Here is a 24,471-nt window from a genome sequence, read left to right as displayed (position 1 = left end):
CTTTTCCCTTTTGGTATTACAGACTTCTCTCCGAAATCTAAATCTCTACAAACTTATGATTTTGGAGACATTGAATGTCAATTTACGTAGGTAACCTCTCCTATGAAGTTACACAAGACGCGCTAAGTGCTGTTTTTGCAGAATATGGTGCTGTAAAGCGTGTTCAGCTACCTACTGACCGTGAAACAGGTCGTTTACGCGGCTTTGCTTTCGTGGAAATGAGTTCAGAAGATGAAGAAACAAAAGCCATTGAAGCCCTTGATGGTGCTGAATGGCTTGGTCGTGACTTGAAAGTAAATAAAGCCAAGCCCAGAGAAGACAGAGGTGGTTCTTCCTTCGGTGGTGGTAATCGTAGCGGCGGTGGCGGTGGCGGTGGCTACAACCGTAACCGCTACTAAGGTAAATAGACCAAAGTAACTTAATTGAATTTAGGAAAGGCTCATGTAGAAATGCTTGAGCCTTTTCTATGCAAAACTTTGACTAGTCAGCAAACCTGCACCTTGGGATGATAAAAATCAACAATGATGTCGCTTGACCTACACAACGCACACACAGCGATGGCGATACCTTCTCTGGGAGACGCTACGCGAACCGTGAGCTTCTCTACGAGACGCTTCGCGAACGCTAACGCAGAACTTTTCAGTCTACTGAAATCGCCATTGCACGATTACCCCTTTACTAAGTAGCTAAATAAATCATCAAGAACTCGATTGGCTGATAGATAGCTGCCAGCGAGCCAACAAAATTCATCAACTATATGAATTTTACCCTGTCTGGCAACGTTAAGCTTTGACCACAAAGGTTCTGCCATGAGTTGACGGAGAGCGGTTTTAGACTCGGCTGGATCTTTGAAGCCATAGCGCAATATAAATAGGACATCTCCATCTATTTGGCTGAGTACCTCTGGAGATACACCATGAGGCTAAGGTGGCCTTTTTGGTAGAATCTTTATAGTTGCTTCAATTGTTGTAGTTAAAGTTTTTTGCGATGATAACTGCTGTTCACTAACGTTAGTATTTGGGATCTCTTGACCTAAAACTGGTATAGACATCGCTAAACAAGAACTGGACAGCACAAAACTGTGCCAAAAAAAGCTAAATTGTTTTTGTAAATACACTCTTCAAACCTTCACACCCAATTGAATTAGACAAGCAATTGTAAACTGCTTACACCACAAGTATTTCCGCTTTTCAAGCGTGCCATTCATAACTCTAAATGTTTGCTATGACTTCCCCAGTCTTGCTGATGTCATAGCCACCAAGAATTTGTAATTGCGATCGCACTAGCCGATTTCCTAAGATATTGATAAACTGCTGTACTGGTGCTTCTTGCAAGTGTTCCTTGAGAATCACCAAGTCGTATCGCGCACTATGAAGGGGAATAAATCCCAAACCAAAGGTAGCAGCTATAGATGCCGTACTGATACCTGCATCAGTGATTCCTGATGCTACACATAAGGCGACATCTTGATGGTTGTGAACGATATGGTTAAATCTTTTGACAGCCTCGAATGGCACTCGTTCTTCAAGGAGTTTCCGTTCTAAAAGCATCCGATTGCCAGAACCCACTTCATGGGTGACAACAGTTGCTCCAAATTCTACTAAGTCGGAAACTGTTTTAACTCCCATTGGGTTTCCTGGTGGAACTAACAATCCCTCTTCCCAAACTCCAAGGGTGATTAAAACTGCACTCTTACCAGCTAAAGCTTCCCGCACAAAGGGAATGTTATGTTCCTCAGTTTGGGGATCGTATAAGTGCATCCCTGCAATGTGAACTTCACCTCGGCACACACTACGCAATGCCGGCTTGCTATGGGCGAAATGATAATGAACTCGCAGTTTTGGATGCCAGCGTTCAGTTGCTCTTGCTAAAACTGAAAGCACAGGTGTACAACCAGCAATCACAACTGTATTATGCAGTTTGTCCATATCATCCAGAAGCCTAACCAGGACTTTATTTGTACCTGTCTGGCTCTGTGCTTCACTCTCCGAATGACGCTCGTTCTTCTCTACAAGAGGCTGCGCGTAGCTTGCTTCCTCGCAGGGGTACGCTAACGCTGCGCTATCGCTGAGGCTAATGGCAGTTTGCTGATTCACTGCAACTACCTCACCATCAGATGGAATCATTTCGATGCGAAAAGCATCTCTGTTTAATAGGGGATAAGCTATCCATCGATCCCCAATCCGCGCTAGACTAACTCGTGATTGCCGTAGGTTAGGGGTCGAACCGACAAGAATCGCCTCAATTTTGGGTAAATCCTCCTCTGTTAGCCAGAATATGTCCTCAACTTGGCAACCAAGCGCCTTAGCTAAACGCAAGGAAATACTAACAGAAGGAGCACATTGTCCCGTTTCCACAGCACCAATACTCTGACGGGTGACGCCAGCTATATTAGCCAGTTCTTGCTGACTCATGCCCAGACGATTCCTAATTGCCTTTAGGTTATTGCAAATATTCATATCCTGCTTCATGAGGCTGTATCTCTTTGTTACAAAAAGCCGTAGCGGGCACATTTAATCTGGACTTCACAAAGGGTGTAGGGGAAAGCCAGATTTTCATGACTGATGGTGAAATTTTTCATGATTGACTGCCTAAGTAATAGCAAGGTCTTCTATAGGACTCTTATTTGATTTTTGAATAAACTCAGTACACCTTTATTCTTTCTTCTCCGTTCCCTATCTCTATAAGTGATTCAGGAATGAAATCGGATTGCTATAGTGTGTGCCTTTTCTGCTGGGAGTCCTATTAATGCTTTTGTAATTTTGCATACATAATTATTGTCAAAATACTTACCAGATTTTTTTTTTGCAGTTATTGAAGTAATTACTTGACTTTTTGTTAGTTTATTACTACTTTTTTTCCTTCTTTGCAAGCATACCATACACATAGCCAAAATAATTGCGAAAAAATAAAAAGTTTTGTCTGGCATTTTCTGAGCAATGTGTATTTATAAATACAGAAAATTTTTGATTGTGTCGCGTATATGAACGATTTTAAGCCTAAATATTTTCGTGCAACCTACCCGTGCCTACATGTTAAACATCAGATTTTTATTAGCGATCGCATGATTGAAAATTGATTGCTGATGTGTTTCGTCGGAATCAGAATTTGTAGTTATTATCTTAAATATGGTTATGTGCCGATGCAGGCGCACAACGCTTGCAGCCTTGAGGCGAGCGCATAATTCACACTTTGATTCAGCAAGGCCCAGACAAAATTCTTATGCGAATGGTGAATTTAAGATATCCTTGTTTATGGTTTTCGGATAAACTAATAGGCAGATGCTAGAGACTAGCTATTTGGTTGTAGGTAAAGGACACATTGGTTTAGCTACAGCTGTCTATTTGAGTACTCAAGGAAATAATGTTTACCTTTTCTCTCGCCGTTCTTCGATTGTTTCCCAGACAAGAACCATTCACTCAATTGGATCAGTTTCTCCGGGAAGTTATCTAGTTACAGCTTGTTCCAATAACATTTATGAGTTGGCGGCACTAAATGGTGGTAAACTACCACTCAACGTGTTGATCTGTTGTCGCGGTCAAGACATTGAACCCTACGCCAGGATTCTAGCTGAATATATCAATCCTCAAATGAACATTCTGGTTTTTTGTGCTAGTCGCTTTGCAGGTCGGGTTTTTTGTAAGGTACTCCAGAGACTGGGAATAGCTAAGGAAGAGCTGCCTGCTGTGGCTGATGTCAACAATACTCCGTTCGTCAGTCGCGGTAATACGGAGGATCAAATCAGGATTAGCACGCTTATCAACAAGTTCTTTGTGGCAGCTCAGAACCGAACCATGACAGATCGGATTGTGATCGCTTATAAACCTGTGTTTAGTAATTTATGGGCTTCTGCTTCGGTTTTAGAAATTAATCTCAATAAAGTTAATGACATTATCCATCTTCCTCTGCTTCTGGTTTCATTAGCTAGATGGGAATCTGGTGAGGATTACAACCTCTATCATAATCTTGGTTCTCGTACTGTTGGACTCATTGACCACCTAGATCGCGATCGCATAGCAGTGGGTGAAGCACTGGGAATCCTCAACTTAATTGATATCAAAAGCCACTATCAAATCGCATACGGAACCACCGGATCATCCCTTTATGAACATATGCAGCAGGTTGGAGCTTACTCCAGTACGACGCTGTGTAACCCTCATCACCGCTATTTGGTTGAGGATCTGCCTTATGGCTGTTTTCCCCTACAAGTTTTAGCTCGTCTCGCAGGAGTGGAAACACCATTTCTGGACAGTTGCATCACAATAGGAAATAAGTTCCTTGACATACCTCTAGAGTGGACTGCTGAGTTTCTGGAATTGGATCGGCATCAGCTCAGTCAAGAACTTTAGTGATATTATCATTTTTGAGCTGCCCTCCTATTCATTGGAGTTGAATTTGATTAAGATTTTATGACGGTTTTTGGCGGATAAAGTCGAGCTAAGAAAACTCATCTAAAATCTTCTCTCCACTGCGCCCATTATCAATAAAGCTGCCAACAAGCTGGGAATCTTTTGGAGATAGCTCATGTCTAAGCAGGGGAGCAACTAATAGTGAACGTAGCCCCAGAATAACGAACATTCTGATCGTATGCATCGACACAACCACACCAGTATCGCCACCGAAATGAACGGTGCTGGCAACCATTGCTTGTGTTCCTGTAGGCATTGAGCCGAGTATAGCGGTTATAGTATCGATGTTCGTAACTAAATGAAACTCGTATCCGACTACCGAGCAAACTACAATTAGCAACAGCGCCAAAACAACTTCAATCAGAATTGCTTTCACCAGTCGACGAACACCTTGCAAGTTGAACTGCAAACCTGTGGCGAAACCGATAAATAGCAACGCGCTGTCAAAGATTATATCGGGAACCTGTATATTGTACGGCAGTGTCCAACAGGCGAGCAATCCTACAAACAAAGGTGCGAAAAATGTCGAAGCAGGAAAGTGGATTTGGCTACCCAACCAGACACCCAAGCCGACGCACGCAACGATAATGAGTAAATTCAAAGACATTTGTATTGGCGTACTACTCGTTGCAGGCAGTGTTGCGATCGCAGTCAAATGCGAATCTAAGTAAACATCTGGAACGAATAAACCAACTGCAAGTGGAACTACCACAATAATCAGTATACTACGCAGGTACTGGAGAATCGCAACGGCGATCGCATCAGCACCTACTTCCTCACTCAATGTAATCAGACTAGGGATGATGCAGGGGATAGACGCTAAAAGTGCAGTTGACCAATCCAGTCCACCTAAGCGGCTGAGAAGGTAACCGTTGAGGATACTCGCACTACTTGTGATCGTAATACAAATAAGTAATGGTATAGCATGGGTTGACATCATAGTGACGCTATCCCAGGAGAATTCGGTGGCAACCGAAATACCAAGAATTGCCTGTCCAATAATTGAAAAGGCTGGAGACATTGGTTGAGGAATTTTTTGACTCATGGTATAGATAATCCCCACAACCAATGGGCCGAGCAGCCAGCCCAGGGGAACATGCAACCAGTTCAACAGGAAACCAGCGACGCTTGCGGCAAATAGCAATGCGGCAGTTTTCGCAATTCTTAGAATATCTGAGACATTACTTTGGAAAACGTTGACATTGTTATTCATCTGGAGAATATCCCTCTTCTGTCACTCTCCGAAAACTTTTGCCATTTGTGAATTCTAGAGCTTTTGTATACGAAGCGAATGTATGTTTTGTCAATCCTATTTGAGATGCGCTTACCCTGATGGTCATTGAGTTAATGATAGTTGGCAGTATCTGAATTAAATTCAAACTTTGATTGAGCTGGCACTTATCCAACTCCAAAAACTCAGATGTCCACTGTAAAGATATATTAACACTAAACCAAAAAGTTTTTCTCCGAAGAGCGATGCGTGCCGCAGGCTGCGCCTACCCTAAATAACGAGTATTATTCAATACTCTCAAACACGTGATTTATTAACCAGCAGACATAATATATTAGACAGTAAGTTAGCTCGACTTTATCCAAAATTCAGAACTTGGTTCTCTTGATACGGCAAAACCCTAGCTTTTTGGCAAAAACTTTTTCCACATGACTGATTCTCAGTGAAAAAAAAAGTAAAACTACCGTCTCATAAAGCTTTCAGCGTCAGCTTGAGCATTGCGAAAAAATAGATAAAGTGGAGCTAAGATCATCAACCATTTGTCAATAATTAATAGTACTTAAGATATCATCAAAATCGACGACGCAAACACAGTTTTTAAGGCAACTATGCTTACAGTAGGCTATTTGGCTAGAAGCTTTTTCCAATCAGATTAAATGTGTCGGCTACGGCTTTTTGTAGTTTCTCAATATCTTGCTCGATTAGTGCGCTCGCAATTAGAGGTGATCAGTGGCTATGAGATCAGAAACATTGGGGAAGTTTTAGCAAATATTTAGAGTAATGAATCATTGCTTCATTATTAACAACATTATATCTGGAACAACTACAGCCATTAATGTTTTACTGGGACTATCAACTTATAATTTATTAATAAAATATTATCTTAATGAGATATACGCTAATAAATCGTTTATATTTATTATTAAAATGCTGCAATTTATTCATTAGAGAGTTAGCTAGTGACACAAACAACTCAATACGCACACTACATGCAGGCTGACCAACGCCCTAGTATCAAGGAGCCGATAGAAGTCTCACCTTTAGTCGGTAACTGGGTCAATACTAAATCGGATACTAATTATTTGGTGCGGGTGGTTCTGACTGAACAAGGCGATCGCCTTCTATTTCAGGGTTATGGAGCCAACGAACCCTCACCAATTGACTGGGGTGAGGTTGAGGCAACGCCTTACGCTGTAGGAAGCTCACTTACAGCAGGGGGATTCCACGCTTTTTACAAGCTAGATGGGATTGAGACACATCTTGTGGCAAACCAAAAATTGGGAATCTTGGTCATTCAGTCTTATACCCGCTACGTAGATGGTAGTGGTCGAACTGATCATTTTGCCCGTGAGTTTTTTCATCGCTAGTAAGAAGAGGAAGATTTCAAGATGGAACGAAACGAAATTTACGGTACTCAGCCCAAGGACACCGTGATTGATTTCACGCCTTATTTAGGAACCTGGATAAACTCCAACACAAAGACTACATGGATCGAAAAATTTACTCTAAGCAAGCATAATCAGCAAATTATTATGCACGCTTATGGTGCCCAGTCCCTCAAAGATTGGGGTGAAACTGAGGTGACACCGTTTGTAGATAATATCAATGAGAAGGCTTTCTGTGCAAGATACGATCGCGATTCAGTAGAATCCTTGTTGGCAGCGAACATGAACAAAGATTTGTGGGTCATTGCTGCGTTTCACAAGTTCAAGGATGGCAGCCAACCCAATTTTCTGTGTCGGGAGTTTTATTATCGGCCAGACTAAGCTGAAGTTCCTCCTTGCATTTGTACTAAAAAAGCTCATAAGGCTTGCTGTACAAAAAGTCTAGGGTTTAACACCATTCGACACTGTACCCATGTAAACGCTAAAACTAAACGCCTTGTCATTACCCATATTCTTTAATGGACTGGGTGATAAGGGATTTCCAAAAAATAAAATCCTCAGTAAAGAGCAATGATAATCATTGTAGAGGGTGGGGAGTCAGAGATGCGATCGCAGCCCTGACTCCCCTTTTTGTAATAATGCGACTTAAACATTTTTGAGGCAGAAACAAGCTCCAAACCCATACAGAGCAAAGAAAATACACCAAAGGATTAAAAATGCTTGAAACCTAGATATATCAATAAAATAGGCAAAATGATGTCAAAGTTTTTCTGTATATACGTTTAATGGTTTTTTCTGGCTAGTTTTTGTCTAAGTCCCAATAAGTTCAATTATGTATAGTTTAAGTTTTTGGGTATCTAAGAGTGTCAATTGAAAGGTGCAGCATAAATGTTAGGTGATTTCTAGGAAAGAATTTACTGATGGAGTAAAATGTATTCTTGATGCGAAGAAAACAGGAGCAAGCATTTGGATACTTAGCCCTAACAGCCGCACCCAAATTATTAACACCATCGCAAATTGAAGACTTGCGGTTGGCAGCATCGAAAATGAATGGAGTAGAATGTTGGACTTTTCAGGTTGAGAGGGAAGGTTGTACCAATGCAATGACGAACTATCTTATATTTATATCAAGCTACTTAACTGCGCTTTTTCTGTTGTTTTGAGTTGAGTAATTATCGAGTATTCATCCAAAAAAACATCTAGACTAAACTCATATATAGTTAGAATAGTCTGTCTATTTTTATTAAAAAATATCTTATTTCTTTCGATGAATTATCTTTCTAATATAGACAAAGCTGTCTATATATAACTGGTCATATCCATGATACTTCAATGTTAGTTTTCGTTATTGTTATCAAGTTTACTATTATTAATTACAGCTATTGTTAGGATTTTAAAATCAAGGGACTCAAAGAATTTTTCTTCTAAGAATACAAAGCCTCGAAGAATCTTTTTTGTGTCGTTTGACAAATTAAATGACCATTTGCCAAATTAGTGTCGATATAGAGCCAGAGAAGGAGTTTCATTCATCTTTGCGGTCGTGCTGTTAGTAGCAAAAACTGTACTTATTGAGATACGCGCTACTCGGATTAAAGATTTCGGCTATTGCTTACCTAGAGCGGATTTTAGGCTAATAAATAGAGCTAACAAATAATTCGGCAAGCGACATCGCGCCTTCTAACTCCTAAATCTTGACTCTTTTGTATTAATCTTCAGTACGAGGAAAGGCATGAAAAATACTCAAGTAACAATCAACGAACCACTCAACGAAACAGGTTGCAAACATAACCAAAAAAAATTGGGTGACAAGAAAAAACTAACTTGCACAAAACCACCACAACCAGGTGCGAACCAAGGAAATTGCCCTTTAGATGGAGCGATGGTTTCTGTCGGAGCTATTACTGATGTTGTTCATTTAGTACATGGAGCTGTTGGTTGTACTCATAATCCTTGGGCGACTCATGGTAGCCTATCATCAGGCTCTCAATTATACCAAACTGCTTTTACTACTGATTTTGGTGAGAATAATGTCGTTTTTGGTGGTGAAAAGAAACTGTACAAAGCTATTCTCGATGTTGCTCAACGCTATAATCCTGCGGCTGTTTTTGTCTACGCTACTTGTATTACCGCTTTGATTGGTGATGATATCGATAGTGTCTGTAAATTGGCTGCACAGAAAATTGATATTCCGGTTGTCTATGTAAATTCGCCTGGATTTCTTGGTAGTAAAAATATAGGTAATCGCATCGGCAATGAGACTTTATTGAAATATGTAATCGGAACGGCAGAACCAGAATTTACCACCCCTTTCGATATCAATATTGTTGGTGAGTACAACGTTGCTGGTGATTTGTGGAATGTTTTACCACTGTTCAATAGATTGGGTATACGCGTTCTCTCCAAAATTACGGGTGATGCTCGCTATAAAGAAGTTTGCTATGCTCATCGTGCCAAGTTGAATGTAGTCATTTGCTCAAATGTAGTGCTGCCAATGGCGCAAACAATGAAGGAACTTTATGGAATTCCTTATGTTGAAGAATCTTTCTTCGGTGTGGAAAACTTAAACCATTGTTTGCGAAATATTGCAGCAACATTAGGGGATAAATCTCTTCAAGAACGTACAGAATGGTTGATAAGAGAAGAAAACGCAGCCCTAGATATTGCCCTAGCTCCTTACCGTGCCTTGTTGAAAGGCAAGCGGATTATTCTTTCTACTGGTGGTGTAAAAATTTGGTCGATTATTTTAGCTGCCAAAGATTTGGGAATGGAAGTGATTGCTACCACTAACGCTAAGACTACAGAACAGGAGAAAGCCAAAATTAAACAATATCTTGGTGAAGATGGCATTGTTTTGCCCCAAGCAACCCCTGAAGTCTTGCTACAGGTAATCAAAGATACAAACCCTGATGTGGTTATTACTGGGATTGGCAATAAGTATACGGCACTCAAAGCACAAATTCCTTTTTTGGATATTAACCATGAACGCCATCATGCCTACGCTGGTTATATAGGGCTGGTGGAACTGGCACGAGAATTGTATAAAGCTTTGTATAGTCCAGTGTGGGAGCAAGTCAGGAAACCTGCTCCTTGGGATGAAAAAATCAACTATGATGTCGCTTGATAAATAATTTGTCAAGCCACAGAATCACACAAACGGTCTTTTTTACCACAAGTTGCCTCAATCTCTTTAATGTAATTTATATTGCAAATTATTACTCTGTAAGGTCTTCTTGGCGAGTTGGGTGGGTGTTGAAATAGGCACGATCAAAGGATTGCCCTAGAATCTCCTGACCGATTGAAGACAAAACGCGATCGCAATTATCATGCAATACGTAAAAGGATAAATCTCGCAATATTCGCTCCACAGGACTCGGTTTAATCAAGGAGCGAGATCCACAAGCGTGTATGCAGTCGTTCACCGTTTCCAAAGCCAGTTGTTCAGTTATGTAACGGGCGCGATTGCCTGCTTGTTTTGCCCCTAAGACCTGGCCTGTTTCCCAAAGAGTGGCTACTTGCCGCAGCCAGAGATGCATAGTATCTATATTAATTGCTGCCTTAGCAATTCGGTGTTGTACGTAGGGGTCGTGTGCTTTTTCCTGTTTTTTGATGTATCCTAAAGTATAATCATAGGCTCCTTCAGCAGCTCCGAGAAAAGCAGCGCCATACTGAGGTGTAAACCGCGTTTGCCACTCCTGTTGAATGTACTGTCCTGGATAACCAATCAAGTTTTCTTTAGGGATGAAAGTACCTTCAAAGCGAACTAAGTAACTCACTGTACCTCTCATCCCAATTGGCTGCCACCAACTATCATCAAAGCTAATACTGGGGTCAGATAAGTCGCAGGCTAGTAACAATACTGATGTCGGTGAGCCATTGCTATGACGCGCTCCCCCAGGCCCTGCTGTGTTGACCAAGAGAATTGCCCACTGTGCTTCTGGGGCACTGGTAGCGAATACCTTTGTGCCATCAATGATGTATCCCTCATCTACCACCTCCACACTTGTGCCAAGGCTGGCTTTTTGATCTGGAATCTGAGACTGGGGTTCTCCACTCCAAGCCGCCCATATCTCTCCACGCTGGACAATACCCTCAAACCAGCGCTTTTTCTGAGACTCATTAGCCATAGCTGCTAGTAAAACTTGGGCATTTGCGTGTCCTTCCCAGCAACGGGCTAGGGATAAATCCACTTTTGCCAGTTCCTTTGTCATCATCCACAGGGTAAAGATATCGCTATCATGTCCTAACCCTAGACCACCGTATTCAGTTGGCACAACAGGCGCATTCAGACCTGCTTGAAAAAGGTCTTCAAAATCTTCTTTTGGGAAGCTAGCATTGTGGTCATAACTAGCGGCACGAGAGGCGAAGTTATCGCGTGCAAGTTGGCTAATGCGCTCAATTAGAGTTTGCTTGTTGAGAGTTAGATTGAATATCATTTAATAGAGTTTCATAGACTTGTTTTTAGTTGCTAATCTTACATTTTGCATCAGTTGGTTTATTGCAATTTGTGTAAGTAGGTTATTTTAATGCGGTATGAATAATTATGTTCGCAAATAAAAGCAGTATGGTAATAAGCATAAATAAGAACTTAATTACATACTGTTTGCCTTTTCTCGTGTCGACTTGAGACTGACAACTCGAAAATTAACCACCAATAAAAATGATGTTACACTTTTGCACGCTTTATTCATTTACTCCTGGTTTCTTCCAGGGGGGTGCAAGATATAAGTAAATAAATCATCAATAACTCGATTAGCTGATAGATAGCTACCAGTGAGCCAATAAAAATCATCAACTACATAAACTTTACTCTGCTTGACAACATTAAGCTTTGACCACAGAGGTTCTCCCATTAGTTGATGGACAGCTATCTTTGACTGTGCAGGGTCTTTGAAGCCGTAGCGCACTATAAATAGGATATCCCCATCTATCTGGGTGAGGACTTCTGGAGAGATATTATAGCCAACTGGGTTGCCCGCTTTTTTTTGAGTTGCTTTAGCATCCAGATTTTGCGAAGGAGGACGGATTAGACCAGCATCCTCTATGATCACTCCAGAGAATGCACCCTTAGTTAGCGGGTTAATCGTTTCTGGGATGAGGCGCACGACGGAAACAAAAGTTTTTTTGAGTCGGGAACCGATCTTTTGTTTGAATTCGGCTATACGTATGTTGTAGTTGTCCGTTAAACGTTTTGCTGTCTCGGTTTTCCCCAGAGCTTTTGCTGCTGGCATAAACGGTTGTTTCCAGTCTCCATTGCTTTCCACTTTAAGCAGAACGGTGGGTGCAATGTGAGACCATAAACTGTAAGTATCCTGATTCCGCATCGTGCCCAAGATCAAGTCCGGCTTGAGAGTCATAACCTTCTCCATGTTCGGCGGCGTCAGAAGTGCGCCAATATCTTTAATGCCGGGGTGCTTATCTTCTAACCCTAGCCCTTGGAGAGTTGAAGCCAGACCTGGAGCACCCACCAGATTGACTCCCAGAGCTAGAGGTATTTCCACTAGCCACGGATCTATGACGACAACTCGTTGAGGATGGACGGGAACTAGAGTCTGACCCATTGCGTGTTGGACTACGTGGACAGGCACAGGTGATGTTTGACTTGAGGGAACAACAGCTATGTCGCGGGTCGGTAATTGACGACCAAAGGAACTGCAAGCAGAAATCACCAAGAGCGTGAGCAGCACAACGAAGTAGAACTTAAACTTAGGCATATTGACAAAGTGAACAAGATAGAGGTTCTAGCAGAGTGACTGCGGCCAAGTGCGATCGCGTCTTGGCTGTACAAGAGGAAAAAGGGATATATATACGCAGGGTAAGCGTATATTGTCAATAACACGACCTCAATCTCAATAAAGTCCACAATAATCGCATTAATGCCTACTTAATGATAATATTTTAGGCGATCGCACCACCCGCACCATGACCTGCTAAATGTATAGGATGAGAATAGTGTGCTAAGAATTCATACATCAAATCTACAGCTTCATCTATAGAACTACCTTGATCTTTATGGTAGTGATATTCCCATAGATCCACATTCATATACTGCGATATGTATTGTAGTAATGGTTGATCAAAACGCTGCAATACATGACTAGAAATGATCCAAACAACATCGGTATCATCGGACATAAATACTCTAAAACATCAAAATTTGGAAATAATCAATTTTTCAAGCGTGCTATTCATGACTCTAAATATTTGCTATGATTTCCCCAGTCTTGCTGATGTCATAGACACCAAGAATTTGTAATTGCGATCGCACTAGCCGATGTCCCAAGATATTGAGAAACTGCTGTACTGATGATAGTCCTCAATTTTGCAGCCAAGTACTTTGGCTAAACGCAGGGAAATGGTAACTGAATGAGCATATTGTCCCGATTCCAGACCACCAATAGTCTGACGGGTGACACCAGCTATATTAGCCAATTCTTGCTGGCTCATGCCCAAGCGAGTTCTAATTGACTTCAGGTTGTTGCAAATGCAAAGATTCACGTCCAGTTTCATGAGGTTGTATGTATCTCTGTGTTCAAAAAAGCCGCAGCTGACAAACTTAACCTGCCAGGGCAATAGCAAGGTATTTAGTGTTTGCCGTTTTTGTTGTCAGACATGTTGGTGCTTTGAAAATTTCGCTGATTTTTGGCAAGCATATCATACACAGTGCCAATATTTTTAACATTGAGGGATATTATTTAGCGTCAGCATTACCTTTTCATCATCTGCTCACTCAGTCATTTCCAAGAAAAAATACTCAAATCCGAATGGCACGTTTGTAAGGCGTAAACCCATAATATAGATGGCTTTTGGGTGTATGCATTGCATGGTCAACAATTGATAATTCAATAAGAATACTCATGTGGCTAAATGATTGAGATCATCAGGTTCTCATGACAAATGAGTGGCTTAGGAACGAGTCACACATGAGTTTGCTCTGGCTGCCTAAAATACCGATTCAGTATTCTGAATTATGACGAAAAAACTAGGTTTCGTTGGGTTGCAACAAGCAATGTTTGATTATAAAAGACGTTAAAACAGGGTTTATCAGTCTTGTGTTTGATTAATGAATCGGTGTTCTAGCGGGCAATGTATCAAAAATTTTTGCCTTTTGCAAGTAAATTTGCCATACGCATGATATTCTTGCTATGTGCTGAGTGCCCTGCCGTAGCAGCCTTTTATCTTTTTTTAGTCTTTTAATATTGCAGAAAAACTGGAAAAGTCGGACTCCGCCAATTCCTTATTACTCATGAACGCAACCACTACCAATCCACAAAGATACTATACTCGTATTCTGAGCTTAGTTGTAGCAATTCTATTACTGTTACTTGGCATATTTGCCAGCATTGCTTACGGTGCTGCTGACATTTCTACCTCCCAAATACTTACCGCCTTTACCAACTTTGATGACTCCACCGAACACATAATTATCCGCTCAATTCGCCTACCACGCACACTGATTGCAAGTATGGTCGGTGCTAGTTTGGCTATAGCTGGGGCTTTAATGCAAGGATTGACTCAAAATCCCTTAGCTGCGCCTGGTATCTTGGGGATCAATGCAGGTGCAGCCTTAGCAGTGGTAGTAATGGTCTTTGGCTTGGGTATATCTTCACCAGCCTTGATTACTCTTGTAGCATTCTTGGGAGCATTGTTAGCAGCGATCGCAGTTTATTCCCTCGGTTCTCTGGGACAAGGGGGTACAACACCACTGAAGTTGACTATCGCTGGTGCAGCCCTCACCGCCTTGCTATCTTCAATTACCACAGGTGTATTGATTTTGAGTGAGCGAACTCTTGAAGAAGTACGCTTCTGGCTAGCAGGTTCTCTAGCAGGACTAAACTTCAATCTATTTCTGACTGTGTTGCCTTGGATGATAGTGGGGCTATTAACAGCTTTTGCCTTGAGTAGACAGATCAATATTCTCAGTTTAGGAGAATCGGTAGCTACAGGCTTAGGTCAGCAAACAGGTTGGATAAAGTTGGCAACAGCATCAAGCATTGTCATCTTAGCGGGAAGTGCTGTAGCATTAGCAGGGCCTATCGGCTTTGTCGGTCTGGTAATTCCCCATCTAGCGCGGGGAGTAATGGGTGTTGATTATCGTTGGGTATTGCCTTGTGCGGCTGTATTTGGCGCGGACTTATTAGTATGGGCAGATTTAGCAGCCCGTTGGTTAATTAGACCCCAAGAATTACCTGTTGGCGTGATGACAGCAATGTTAGGAGCGCCCTTTTTGTTGTATCTAGTGCGTTGGCGGGTGAAGAGAGGATGATAACAATTCAAAATTCAAAATTCAAAATTCAAAATTCAATACTTGGCAAGGAGCCTGTAACTAGAGTCTTGTTGGTAGTGCTATTAATCACCCTTGCTGTTTTAGGGATGAGCCTCAGTTTGGGAGATTACCCTGTCCCACCAGCAGATATAGTTAAAGCTGTTCTTGGTTTACCAACTCAAGATCCAGAATCTCCCTTTGTTGTTGTTACCTTGCGTTTACCTAGAGTGTTAATCTGCTGGTTGGTAGGAGTCGGCTTGGGCGTTGCCGGTGCAATTTTACAAGGATTGACACGTAATCCTTTAGCTGACCCTGGCATCGTTGGGGTAAATGCAGGTGCAGCCTTAGCTGCTGTTACCTTGATTGTATTATTCCCGGCTGTACCCACTATGTATTTGCCCCTGGCTGCCTTTGGTGGTGCTTTTATTGTGGGCTGTCTCATCTACTTGCTAGCTGGCACGGGAGAAAAATCACCTCTGCGTTTAGTGTTGGTGGGAGTATCACTCGCAGCAATGATGGGAGCTTTCACGACTTTGATGTTGACTTTCGGTAAAATCAGCAACGTTAGTAGAGCGCTAGTATGGCTGGCGGGTAGTGTTGCTGGTAAAAGTTGGGAGCAACTTTGGCAACTGCTACCTTGGATAGTTATCTTTGTTCCTTTAGCTTTACTGCTAGCGCGGGAACTTGATACTTTGCAACTGGGTGATGCAGTAGCTAAAGGACTCGGTAGCCGAGTCATATATCAGAGGAGCAAATTATTGTTAGTGAGTGTAGCGCTGGCTGGGTCAAGTGTGGCGATCGCAGGTACAATTGGCTTCGTTGGATTAATGGCTCCTCATTTGGCACGTAGACTTGTTGGATCAATACATCAAAATTTATTACCAGTCGCTGCCTTAATCGGGGGATTATTGGTATCATCAGCAGATTTTTTGGGTCGGATAATGTTTTCTCCGACAGAATTACCCTGTGGTTTGCTCACTGCTGCCTTGGGAGCGCCTTATTTTATCTATTTACTATACCAAAGGCGGCAAAGATGAGTAGGCAAAAAAGAAACTAGGCGTTGGTCTTGAAAGTGCTGTACATAGATAGCGGGGCATTTAGCCTGTACTGACAGGTATAGGTTTTTTACGAATATCCCTAAAGTGGTTTTCAAAACTACTCATTTGTCATGATAACCTGATGATCTCAATCATCTAGCCGCATCAATATTCGTATTGAGTTATTAATTGTTGACCATGTAACCACTAGACCCTCTCATCCTGCCATATTAAGGGTTTGCGCCTTACAAGCGTAGCCATTCTGATTTGACCATTTTCTCTTGGTGATGACGAAGTGAGTGAGCAAATGATCAAAAGGTGATGTCTAGGTTGGGCTGCGCCTACTCTAAATCGCATCCCCAAATGTTAAATATACTGGCATAATGTATGCTACGCTTGCCTAAAATCAGTGAATTTGGTTCCTATGAATACAAACTCAGATTTTCTCTCGGAAATGTGTGATTTTCTTTATCCACGTAGTCCATATTATGGACAATTCAAGATAGAGTATTTGGTATTTAATGCACATCTGCAAGAGTTTTCACAACGGGTAAAATACATATCTAGTCTGCAAACTGCTGGGAAAATTTCTCCAGAAGAAGCTTATAAACAAATTCACCACCTTTTTTAGCAGTTAAAATCTGCTAAAAAAGCACTAGTAAATAGCTAATGTGAGAAGTATATATATTTTCCCGCCCTCCGGTCGCGATCGCAATCCTTAAAGAAAGTACTGATGCATGTTTACCCAAGTGTTTTATCAGAGTTTCTTTACTAAGTGCAGCAGTAAGTAGCCAGCAATATGATTTACGCACTTTCAGACCAATTATCCAAGCAATAAGAAAGCTCTATGGAAAACACAGTTCTTGAAACCCAACATCTGGGTCTAGCTTACGACGGCAAGGCAATTATATCCGGTCTGAACCTACTGATTCCTACAAGACAAATTACTGCTCTAGTTGGCCCCAATGGCTGCGGTAAATCTACTCTACTGCGGGGCTTGGCTAGATTACTCAAACCCCAGGTTGGTAGTGTATATCTCAATGGGGTTGATATCTTTCGACAATCAACAACCACAGTTGCACAACAACTCGGTATTCTTCCTCAAGGCCCATCTGCACCAGAAGGATTGACTGTGCGAGATTTGGTAGCACAGGGTCGTTATCCATATCAACATAACTGGTTTCAATCTTGGACTGCTGAAGATGAACGTCAAGTCTGCAAAGCATTAACAACTACAGACCTAAACGAATTAGCTAATAGAGCCGTAGATACCCTCTCTGGTGGACAGAGGCAACGTGCTTGGATAGCCATGACTTTAGCACAAGATACACAAATTTTATTATTGGATGAGCCGACTACTTTCTTAGATTTAGCGCATCAAGTGGAGGTGCTGGAATTATTGGGGGATTTGAATCAGCTAGAGGGAAGAACAATTGTCATGGTGTTGCATGATCTCAATCAGGCGTGTCGTTATGCTCACAATCTAGTAGCTTTACGCGATGGCGCTGTTATGGGTTATGGAAATCCAGCAGATGTAATGACACAAGAAATGGTGCAAGAGGTGTTTGGATTAGCTTGTCGAATTGTACCAGATCCAGTAATGGGTAAACCTTGGTGTGTTCCTTTGGGTCGGCAAAGAGATAGTGGGGTCAATTAACATTGCGCGAACAATTTTGAATTTTGAATTGTTAAGCCTTTTTACTTAGCAAAGGAATTTCAATCCAAAATTCTGTGCCTTGCCCCGGCTCAGATACAAACCAGAGAGATCCACCATGTTTTTTCTCAATAATTTGCCGACTAATAGATAAACCTAACCCTGTTCCCTTTCCTACAGGTTTAGTAGTAAACATAGGTTCAGATAACTTCTGTTTGACTTCTTCTGTCATGCCAATGCCATTATCGACAATTTGAATTACTACGAGTGAGCGTTGTTCATCTACAGCAGTGCCAATCGTGATTTGTCCGTTGTCTAGTACCGATGATAAGTGAACGCCACTTGCTGCAACTTGGGAGTTTCTCCTAGTGACAAATGACTCCTCTATAGCATCAATTGCATTAGCGAGAAGATTCATGAAAACTTGATTCAGTGGGCCTGGAAAACATTCTACAGGTGGCACAGTTCCATAATCTTTAATAATTTGAATTTCACTACGTTCTGAGTTCGCTTTCAAGCGGTATTGTAAAATCAATAGTGTGCAATCAATACCTTCATGAATATCTATAGGTTCTACTACTGAATCATCTCGACGTGAAAAATGTCTAAGTGAATAAATCATCTGTGCTAGACGATTTGTTCCTTTGTGCATAGACGAGATGATTTTGGGAAAATCTTGTATTAAGAAATCAATATCGATTTCATCTATTTTTTGGGCAATTTCTACTTCTGGATTGGGATAATATTGCTGATAGAGTTGAAATAAATCAATAAGATTTCGGGTATATTCAGCAGCGTGACTAAGATTTCCTAAAATGAAGTTGACTGGGTTGTTAATTTCGTGGGCAATTCCAGCAATCAACTCACCAAGGGTAGACATCTTTTCTTGTTGTACCAAACTAACCTGAGCTTGCTGCAAATTATCAAGCGCTTGAGATAGTTGAGAAGTACGTTCTTCTACCCTTTGCTCTAACTCCTGAGTCAGCTTTTCTAACTTGGTTTCGACTGCAAGACGGTCGGCTATTTCTTGTTCAAGTTGCTGATTATGAGTTTTGAGTTGTTTAGTAAGATTACGGTTTTGTAGATGCGTTTTCACACGAGCTAATACTTCTTCATACTCAAACGGTTTCGTAATGTAATCTACTGCTCCCAAACTCAAACCCTTTACTTTATCGACAGTTTCAGAGAGAGCTGTCATAAAAATTATCGGGATATCACAGGTTAGAGGATTTAACTTTAAACGCTGGCAAGCAGTAAATCCGTCAATCCCAGGCATCATTACATCTAAAAGTATAATATCAGGACTGGCATATTCAGCTTGAGCGATCGCACCCTCGCCATTCACAGCAATCAATATCTCCCAACCTGTATCAATTAATGCTTCAGATAGTACTTCTAAATTATGCGGGTTATCATCCACAATTAAAATTACCCCTTTCTCTAGAACAGGTATATTCATTGTTTTTCTCCTCGATATGGCTGAATAAATTCCCTAATTTTGTCGATTTGGAAGCTTTTAGCAAGTTGCTGTAATTGTTCGGCAAATGGGATAAACTTTTCATCCAACAGTTTCAGCTTTTGGGCTTGCTCTCGAATCCCTTTGATGTTACCTCTCATCGCCAACTCAAATAGTTGCTCAATTTCTTCAGGCGGTGGAGCAATTAAGTAAGTGTCTGATAGTGAAGAATCAACAGAAGTAACTTTTAAAATTTCGGTTTCCTTAACTCCTTCTTGCCTCTCTGGTAAATCATAAATCCACTCAAATTGCAAGTGTTTCTGTAACTTCTGGAACAATTCATCTGCTTGCACTGGTTTAGGCAGAAAATCGTTGCCACCTACCTCTAAACTCTCATGCTGGTCAGATTTAAATACACTGGCAGATGAAACAATTATTGGTAAATTTTCAAATGGCAACACTCGCAAGCGACGGATCATTTCCAAGCCATCCATGACTGGCATAGACAAGTCAGCGATAATCAAATCAGGTTTCAACTCAACTGCTTTATCTAAGCCCTTCTGACCATTACTTGCCTCGATTATTTCAAAGCCGATATCACCTAATAAATTGACAACAACAGAACGATTTTCCCAGTTGTCATCTACAATCAAAATTTTCCGCTTATTGCCAGTAATCCCCACAATTGCTCTTTGAGCAGTTAAAACAGAACTATTTTGCTTATGGGTAGTATTCAGTGTCCCATTTAGAGATTTTTCTGGAACAGTTTCATAAACCCATTCAATTTGTAAATATTTTTGTAACTTCTGGAGTAAATCATCAGCATGTACAGGTTTTGGGAGAAAATCATCTGCACCAATTCCGAGACTTTTGTGTTGGTCAGATTCAAACACACTCGCAGATGAAACTATGATAGTCAACTTCTGAAACTCTTCTTGTTGCCGGAGGCGACGTGTTAATTCAAAGCCATCCATTACGGGCATTGTCAGGTCTGTAATGATTAAGTTAGGCAGAAATTGCATCGCTTTTTCCAAGCCTTCCTGGCCGTTAGTTGCCTCTACAATTTCAAATCCAATCTCCTCTAGCAGATTAACGACAACAGAACGATTTTCCCACTTATCATCCACAATTAGGATTCTCCGTTTACCAGTGGCGATTCCGACAATTTTACCAGCAGCCATGACTCTAGTTGATTGCATCCAATCCACTGATTCTGGCAAATCCAAGTCAATCCAAAAAGTGCTGCCCTGACCTATTTCACTTTTTACTTGGATTGTACTATCCATTAATTGGACAATTCGCTGACTAATGGCTAAACCTAATCCAGTACCTTCTGATTGCTTTTTAATGTCTCCGACTTGCTCAAAGGGTAAAAATATTTTGGCTACCTGTTCTTGGTTCATGCCAATTCCCGTGTCGATGATTTGAAATCGAATTCTATGAGTCGGTTTTTGGTTAGTTTCATTGACTGAAAATTGGTCTGCAAAGCTAACAGTAAATCTCACCCCTCCTTTCTCAGTGAATTTAATGGCATTACCTAATAGGTTAATTAAGACTTGTCGCAATCGTTTTTCATCTGCCGAAATGCCAATAGGTAGTTCTGAAGTTGGTTGGTAAATGAATGAAATGCTTTTTTGTTCAGCGCGAATCCGACAAATTTCCACCACACTCTGAAGAAATGCTGGAAAATGAAAGTCATTATTGTAGAGTTCCATTTTCTGAGCTTCAATTTTGGATAAGTCCAGAATGTCGTTAATTAGTGTTAACAGATGTGAACCGCACTGGTGAATAATTCTGATGCCATTCTGCTGTTTATCAGTTAAACTTTTATCTCGTTCTAGAATTTGAGCATAACCCAGGATACCGTTGAGGGGAGTTCGTAACTCGTGGCTCATGTTAGCTAAGAACTCACTTTTGGCACGATTTGCCGTATCAGCAAGTTCTTTTTTCAACTCTAGGGAACGATAGGAATCGGCTAGGGTTGCTGCCATTCGGTTAAAAGCTTCTGCCAGTTGTTCAATTTCGTCTTTGGTTTGAATATTCAAGCGGTATTCTAAATTTCCATCCCCAATTTTTGCCACTCCTTGTTGTAGCTTTTGAATCGAGCGAATTACTGGTAGAAGGATCAGCAATAACTGACCGACAAAAACTAGGAGAATGGACAAAAGCAAAATTTGTCTGGCAACTTGAGTAGTCTGTTTAAAGTTATTAAATTCTTGCTTCGCCAAGCTATCCTGTTTCTGAAGGTTCTGGGTTAATAACTTTAAGTAGAGTTCAATATCACGAGAAAAAGCGTTTAGTACTCGAAAATCTTGTTGGGATTCAACTAATTCTAAGGGTTTATCTGTGTTAGATTGATTAGTTAATTCGATAACTAGATTCGTCAGTAGGCTATGGCGATCGCTAATCTTGACTAACTCTGAATTTATCTCTGGCTTTAAATTTTTTAACTCAAGCAAATTTTTAGTAAAGGCAGATAAAGCTTCCTGATATTTCACCAAATTAGAAGCATCGCGCCTGAGCAAGATCATATCTTTAAGCGCAGCTACTTGGTTATTCAAAAAGAGGTTTATTTGCAAGATAGTCGTCAAAGCTTGAGCATTTTTTGCCTGGGTATCCTCTGCTTTTTGTTCTGCTTGCCTGATAAAGAGGTCGCCTCCAATTTGGGTAGAGGCAACCAGTCCCAGAACGATCGCAGATGATCCAATACATTTGGTCGTTATCCGCATATCTTGGTTAGCCCTATTTGCTGGAAATTTGCTTTTGCAACTCTCTAACGATGTCGTAATCTCCGTCTTGCACCAAAGTGTAGCCAACTCCAATACCGCCTGTGGGATCTACAAGACCTGCTGGCGCGTCAATCAATGCTTTTTTCAACTCATCTTTCAACTCGACGGAGACTTTACTAGACGCAACAATGGGCACGCTAGGAAGCGGGATAGATTCCCAGATAATTGTGTATTTTTTCGCGTCAATCTTCCCTTCATTAACTTGATCGGTATAAGACCGCCGATCGTCGGCGATCGCATCTACTTCCCCATTAACTAGAGCTTGTTTTGCTTTATCATGGCTGCCAGCGAAGATTACCGATTTAAAATCTCGTTCAGGATTAATACCTATTTCCTGAAAATGAACTGTCGGTACAACATATCCAGATGTCGATAACTTGGTGACAAAAGCAAATCGCTTACCCTTCAAATCCTTGAGGGTTTTGATACCACTTGCCTTGTTGGCAATAATCACAGCTGTGTACCAAGGTCGCTTTGTTTCTTTATTAATTTGGGCAACCAATGGCTCAACCTTGGGATCGCGGCGATGAGCTTCGATGTAGCTGGTGGGTGCAAGGTAGGCAATGTCTACCTTTTTTTTGACCAATAAATCAATTGCTGTTTCGTAGTCCTTAGTAATTTGAAATTTAAAGGGTCGTTTTAGTGCTTTGCTCAGGTAGTCAGCCAAAGGTTGGAGTTTCTTTTCCTGTTCAGATGAAACCTGCCAGGGAATCACCGCCATTGTAATCGTTGCTTGTTCTTCTCCAGCTTGACTGGTAGTGCTAGTAGGCGACTGAGCAATGCTCGGTTGAGTTACAGACGAACTTTCAGGAGTTGGAGTACAGGCTGTGGCAAATATGGCGATCGTTAATACTGAGGTAAAAAAAGTAGTCTTTTTAGCAAATATATTGTTTACAATTTGACAAAAAAGTTGCTGGTGCATGGTTCTTTATCCTTTGGGAACCTGTTCTCTTCAGAGGGGCTTTACATTTATTAATCCCAAAACGGTGTATGTTCTCCCAACTTGAAAATAAATAGCCCTCATCAACTGCATACACCAGAACACATGAAAAACTCCACCCACAAGGGGATGGAGTTTTTGGGCATGGAGAATGGGGCATTGGGCATTCATCCCAGCACCCAAATTAATTAGCGATCGCTCCCTGTTCTCCACCTTGCGGGAAATGGGGAAGCGTTAGGGACTGACAAATAAAAAAATACTCAACTACTTCTTGTGGGGTGGGCGACACGAGGTTCCGTAGCCAAGGGCTGGATGTCCAGCCCACAAGAATTGATCTCACCTTGTAGGAATTACTTGTGTCAAGCAAGTATAATGTATACTAAAATACCTGAAAAATATAAGCTAACTTAAAATCCTGATTACAGAAACCAGCATGAATGAAACCACAGTTCGCAAACAGTATAACCAGTTAGCTGCCATTTACGATCTACGCTGGAAAGATTATATAGCTAACACACTGTCTTTCCTTAAAACCTGGGTAGAGATATCACCAACAGATACTGTACTTGATATTGCGTGTGGTACTGGTGAGTTTGAACGTTTACTACTAACTGAATATTCAGGGCAACAAATTGTCGGTATAGACATTTCAGAGAATATGCTGGCGATCGCTAAACTCAAATGTAGTGCTTATCCTCAAGTATCATTTCAGACAGCTAGTGCATCAACGTTGCCATTTGATAGTAATAGTTTTGATGTGATTGTGTCTGCAAATTCGTTTCATTACTTTGATCAGCCACTTGCTGCATTAAAAGAGATGAGACGTGTCTTGAAGCCTGATGGTAAAGTCATTATTCTAGATTGGTGTAGAGATTATTTACTTTGTAAAATATTTGACTTAGCACTTAAGGTTTTTGATCCGGCTCATAAGCAGTGTTATACCCAAAATGAGTTTCACAGCTTGCTTAAGGATGCAAATTTTGCGGTTTGTAGTGCAACCAAAATTCGCTTTGGTGTTGTGTGGGGATTGATGGTAGCTACAGCCAAACTCAAAACTTAAACCAATTTTGTCTGACAACAGTTGACCATGAAGTTTAGAGGATGTTTGAAAAGTCTTAAAGTATACCAAAAACCCCGCTTCCATTCCTCTCCCCGTTGGCGTCAGCCTGCCGTTAGGCAAGGGTCGAGAGGCTTTGAAACCCCCATTCCCTTGTAGGGAAGGCAGGGTGGATTAATTGTCCAGAGAGAAAATATAACATGGAAGGATGATTCCTTGAGAAAAACACCAAAAACAGAGGAAAGTTGGG

Annotated in this window: 20 protein-coding genes and 1 pseudogene; 10 read left to right on the top strand and 11 right to left on the bottom strand. The window is 41.2% G+C overall.

Translation table 11 applies throughout. From position 1 onward, the window contains the following. Positions 1-74 precede the first annotated feature (74 nt). On the top strand, positions 75-398 hold the full coding sequence (locus V7K31_RS21260) for an RNA recognition motif domain-containing protein (protein ID WP_335096678.1): 324 nt from the start codon (positions 75-77) through the stop codon (positions 396-398). A gap of 813 nt (positions 399-1,211) precedes the next feature. Here V7K31_RS21260 and V7K31_RS21255 read toward each other — a convergent pair. After that, positions 1,212-2,414, bottom strand: a complete 1,203-nt coding sequence (locus V7K31_RS21255; RefSeq protein WP_442941344.1) for a substrate-binding domain-containing protein — start codon at positions 2,412-2,414, stop codon at positions 1,212-1,214. Between the two features lie 867 nt (positions 2,415-3,281). Here V7K31_RS21255 and V7K31_RS21250 point away from each other — a divergent pair. Next, positions 3,282-4,349 (top strand): NAD/NADP octopine/nopaline dehydrogenase family protein, encoded by a 1,068-nt coding sequence (locus V7K31_RS21250; RefSeq protein WP_335096675.1) that lies wholly within the window; start codon positions 3,282-3,284, stop codon positions 4,347-4,349. An 88-nt stretch (positions 4,350-4,437) separates the two neighbouring features. Here V7K31_RS21250 and V7K31_RS21245 read toward each other — a convergent pair whose 3' ends face one another. Continuing rightward, entirely contained in the window at positions 4,438-5,622 is a 1,185-nt protein-coding gene (locus V7K31_RS21245; protein ID WP_335096673.1) for an AbrB family transcriptional regulator, read from the bottom strand. A 977-nt stretch (positions 5,623-6,599) separates the two neighbouring features. Between V7K31_RS21245 and V7K31_RS21240 the strand changes: the two genes are divergently transcribed. From V7K31_RS21240 to nifE, 3 genes are all read left to right on the top strand, one after another. Then, positions 6,600-7,007 (top strand): hypothetical protein, encoded by a 408-nt coding sequence (locus V7K31_RS21240; RefSeq protein WP_334942524.1) that lies wholly within the window; start codon positions 6,600-6,602, stop codon positions 7,005-7,007. 21 nt (positions 7,008-7,028) lie between these two features. Then, a complete protein-coding gene (locus V7K31_RS21235; protein ID WP_335096671.1) occupies positions 7,029-7,406 on the top strand; it encodes a hypothetical protein in 378 nt (125 codons plus the stop codon). Between the two features lie 1,348 nt (positions 7,407-8,754). Then, positions 8,755-10,146, top strand: coding sequence for a nitrogenase iron-molybdenum cofactor biosynthesis protein NifE (nifE, locus tag V7K31_RS21230; RefSeq protein ID WP_335096669.1), 1,392 nt, complete (start codon positions 8,755-8,757; stop codon positions 10,144-10,146). Between the two features lie 91 nt (positions 10,147-10,237). On the opposite strand, the gene V7K31_RS21225 is transcribed toward nifE, so the two are convergent. The 4 genes and pseudogenes from V7K31_RS21225 to V7K31_RS21210 all read right to left on the bottom strand — a co-directional run. Continuing rightward, positions 10,238-11,458 carry an acyl-CoA dehydrogenase family protein gene (locus V7K31_RS21225; protein WP_335096667.1) on the bottom strand — a complete coding sequence of 407 codons (1,221 nt, stop codon included), beginning with the start codon at positions 11,456-11,458 and terminating at the stop codon, positions 10,238-10,240. A gap of 255 nt (positions 11,459-11,713) precedes the next feature. Further along, positions 11,714-12,736, bottom strand: a complete 1,023-nt coding sequence (locus tag V7K31_RS21220; protein ID WP_335096666.1) for an iron-siderophore ABC transporter substrate-binding protein — start codon at positions 12,734-12,736, stop codon at positions 11,714-11,716. 184 nt (positions 12,737-12,920) lie between these two features. Continuing rightward, positions 12,921-13,157 carry a hypothetical protein gene (locus V7K31_RS21215; RefSeq protein ID WP_335096664.1) on the bottom strand — a complete coding sequence of 79 codons (237 nt, stop codon included), beginning with the start codon at positions 13,155-13,157 and terminating at the stop codon, positions 12,921-12,923. A 177-nt stretch (positions 13,158-13,334) separates the two neighbouring features. Next, positions 13,335-13,532: pseudogene (locus V7K31_RS21210) on the bottom strand (helix-turn-helix transcriptional regulator); the annotation flags it as partial. A 736-nt stretch (positions 13,533-14,268) separates the two neighbouring features. On the opposite strand from V7K31_RS21210, the gene V7K31_RS21205 reads away from it, so the two are divergent. The 4 genes from V7K31_RS21205 to V7K31_RS21190 all read left to right on the top strand — a co-directional run bounded on the left by V7K31_RS21205 (position 14,269) and on the right by V7K31_RS21190 (position 17,982). Continuing rightward, positions 14,269-15,288: a FecCD family ABC transporter permease gene (locus tag V7K31_RS21205; RefSeq protein WP_335096663.1), complete on the top strand. Its 1,020-nt coding sequence runs from the start codon at positions 14,269-14,271 to the stop codon at positions 15,286-15,288. Next, the gene (locus V7K31_RS21200) at positions 15,285-16,325 is read left to right on the top strand and encodes a FecCD family ABC transporter permease (RefSeq protein ID WP_335096662.1); all 1,041 of its coding nucleotides are present in this window, start codon (positions 15,285-15,287) and stop codon (positions 16,323-16,325) included. The genes V7K31_RS21205 and V7K31_RS21200 overlap by 4 nt, the downstream gene beginning before the upstream one ends. 424 nt (positions 16,326-16,749) lie before the next feature. Then, positions 16,750-16,956: a DUF7219 family protein gene (locus tag V7K31_RS21195; protein ID WP_335096660.1), complete on the top strand. Its 207-nt coding sequence runs from the start codon at positions 16,750-16,752 to the stop codon at positions 16,954-16,956. Between the two features lie 216 nt (positions 16,957-17,172). Continuing rightward, positions 17,173-17,982, top strand: a complete 810-nt coding sequence (locus V7K31_RS21190) for an ABC transporter ATP-binding protein (protein WP_335096659.1) — start codon at positions 17,173-17,175, stop codon at positions 17,980-17,982. A gap of 31 nt (positions 17,983-18,013) precedes the next feature. Here V7K31_RS21190 and V7K31_RS21185 read toward each other — a convergent pair whose 3' ends face one another. Genes V7K31_RS21185 through V7K31_RS21165 form a run of 5 tightly spaced genes read right to left on the bottom strand, consistent with a single transcriptional unit; the run spans position 18,014 to position 23,504 of the window. Further along, complete coding sequence (locus tag V7K31_RS21185; RefSeq protein ID WP_335096658.1) at positions 18,014-19,438, bottom strand: hybrid sensor histidine kinase/response regulator; 1,425 nt, start codon at positions 19,436-19,438, stop codon at positions 18,014-18,016. After that, positions 19,435-22,164 (bottom strand): response regulator, encoded by a 2,730-nt coding sequence (locus V7K31_RS21180; RefSeq protein ID WP_335096656.1) that lies wholly within the window; start codon positions 22,162-22,164, stop codon positions 19,435-19,437. Before V7K31_RS21180 ends, V7K31_RS21185 begins: the two co-directional genes overlap by 4 nt. A 13-nt stretch (positions 22,165-22,177) precedes the next feature. Then, on the bottom strand, positions 22,178-23,146 hold the full coding sequence (locus tag V7K31_RS21175; RefSeq protein ID WP_335096654.1) for a phosphate/phosphite/phosphonate ABC transporter substrate-binding protein: 969 nt from the start codon (positions 23,144-23,146) through the stop codon (positions 22,178-22,180). A 30-nt stretch (positions 23,147-23,176) separates the two neighbouring features. Continuing rightward, on the bottom strand, positions 23,177-23,377 hold the full coding sequence (locus V7K31_RS21170; RefSeq protein ID WP_335096653.1) for a hypothetical protein: 201 nt from the start codon (positions 23,375-23,377) through the stop codon (positions 23,177-23,179). Beyond that, positions 23,349-23,504: a hypothetical protein gene (locus V7K31_RS21165; protein ID WP_335096651.1), complete on the bottom strand. Its 156-nt coding sequence runs from the start codon at positions 23,502-23,504 to the stop codon at positions 23,349-23,351. The genes V7K31_RS21170 and V7K31_RS21165 overlap by 29 nt, the downstream gene beginning before the upstream one ends. A 93-nt stretch (positions 23,505-23,597) precedes the next feature. Here V7K31_RS21165 and V7K31_RS21160 point away from each other — a divergent pair, with 93 nt between their 5' ends. After that, positions 23,598-24,224 carry a class I SAM-dependent methyltransferase gene (locus V7K31_RS21160; RefSeq protein WP_335096649.1) on the top strand — a complete coding sequence of 209 codons (627 nt, stop codon included), beginning with the start codon at positions 23,598-23,600 and terminating at the stop codon, positions 24,222-24,224. The last annotated feature ends 247 nt before the right edge of the window (positions 24,225-24,471 follow it).

Source organism: Nostoc sp., assembly GCF_036917675.1.
In the GTDB taxonomy this organism is placed as follows: Bacteria; Cyanobacteriota; Cyanobacteriia; order Cyanobacteriales; family Nostocaceae; genus Nostoc.
This window is presented reverse-complemented; position numbering and strand designations above follow the sequence as displayed.

Bases quoted from the DNA above. Each gene is read 5' to 3' on its own strand.
- V7K31_RS21260 (WP_335096678.1), top strand. From the start codon at position 75: ATGTCAATTTACGTAGGTAACCTCTCCTATGAAGTTACACAAGACGCG.
- V7K31_RS21255 (WP_442941344.1), bottom strand. From the start codon at position 2,414: ATGAGTCAGCAAGAACTGGCTAATATAGCTGGCGTCACCCGTCAGAGT.
- V7K31_RS21250 (WP_335096675.1), top strand. From the start codon at position 3,282: ATGCTAGAGACTAGCTATTTGGTTGTAGGTAAAGGACACATTGGTTTA.
- V7K31_RS21245 (WP_335096673.1), bottom strand. From the start codon at position 5,622: ATGAATAACAATGTCAACGTTTTCCAAAGTAATGTCTCAGATATTCTA.
- V7K31_RS21235 (WP_335096671.1), top strand. From the start codon at position 7,029: ATGGAACGAAACGAAATTTACGGTACTCAGCCCAAGGACACCGTGATT.
- nifE (WP_335096669.1), top strand. From the start codon at position 8,755: ATGAAAAATACTCAAGTAACAATCAACGAACCACTCAACGAAACAGGT.
- V7K31_RS21225 (WP_335096667.1), bottom strand. From the start codon at position 11,458: ATGATATTCAATCTAACTCTCAACAAGCAAACTCTAATTGAGCGCATT.
- V7K31_RS21220 (WP_335096666.1), bottom strand. From the start codon at position 12,736: ATGCCTAAGTTTAAGTTCTACTTCGTTGTGCTGCTCACGCTCTTGGTG.
- V7K31_RS21215 (WP_335096664.1), bottom strand. From the start codon at position 13,157: ATGTCCGATGATACCGATGTTGTTTGGATCATTTCTAGTCATGTATTG.
- V7K31_RS21205 (WP_335096663.1), top strand. From the start codon at position 14,269: ATGAACGCAACCACTACCAATCCACAAAGATACTATACTCGTATTCTG.
- V7K31_RS21200 (WP_335096662.1), top strand. From the start codon at position 15,285: ATGATAACAATTCAAAATTCAAAATTCAAAATTCAAAATTCAATACTT.
- V7K31_RS21195 (WP_335096660.1), top strand. From the start codon at position 16,750: ATGAATACAAACTCAGATTTTCTCTCGGAAATGTGTGATTTTCTTTAT.
- V7K31_RS21190 (WP_335096659.1), top strand. From the start codon at position 17,173: ATGGAAAACACAGTTCTTGAAACCCAACATCTGGGTCTAGCTTACGAC.
- V7K31_RS21185 (WP_335096658.1), bottom strand. From the start codon at position 19,438: ATGAATATACCTGTTCTAGAGAAAGGGGTAATTTTAATTGTGGATGAT.
- V7K31_RS21180 (WP_335096656.1), bottom strand. From the start codon at position 22,164: ATGCGGATAACGACCAAATGTATTGGATCATCTGCGATCGTTCTGGGA.
- V7K31_RS21175 (WP_335096654.1), bottom strand. From the start codon at position 23,146: ATGCACCAGCAACTTTTTTGTCAAATTGTAAACAATATATTTGCTAAA.
- V7K31_RS21160 (WP_335096649.1), top strand. From the start codon at position 23,598: ATGAATGAAACCACAGTTCGCAAACAGTATAACCAGTTAGCTGCCATT.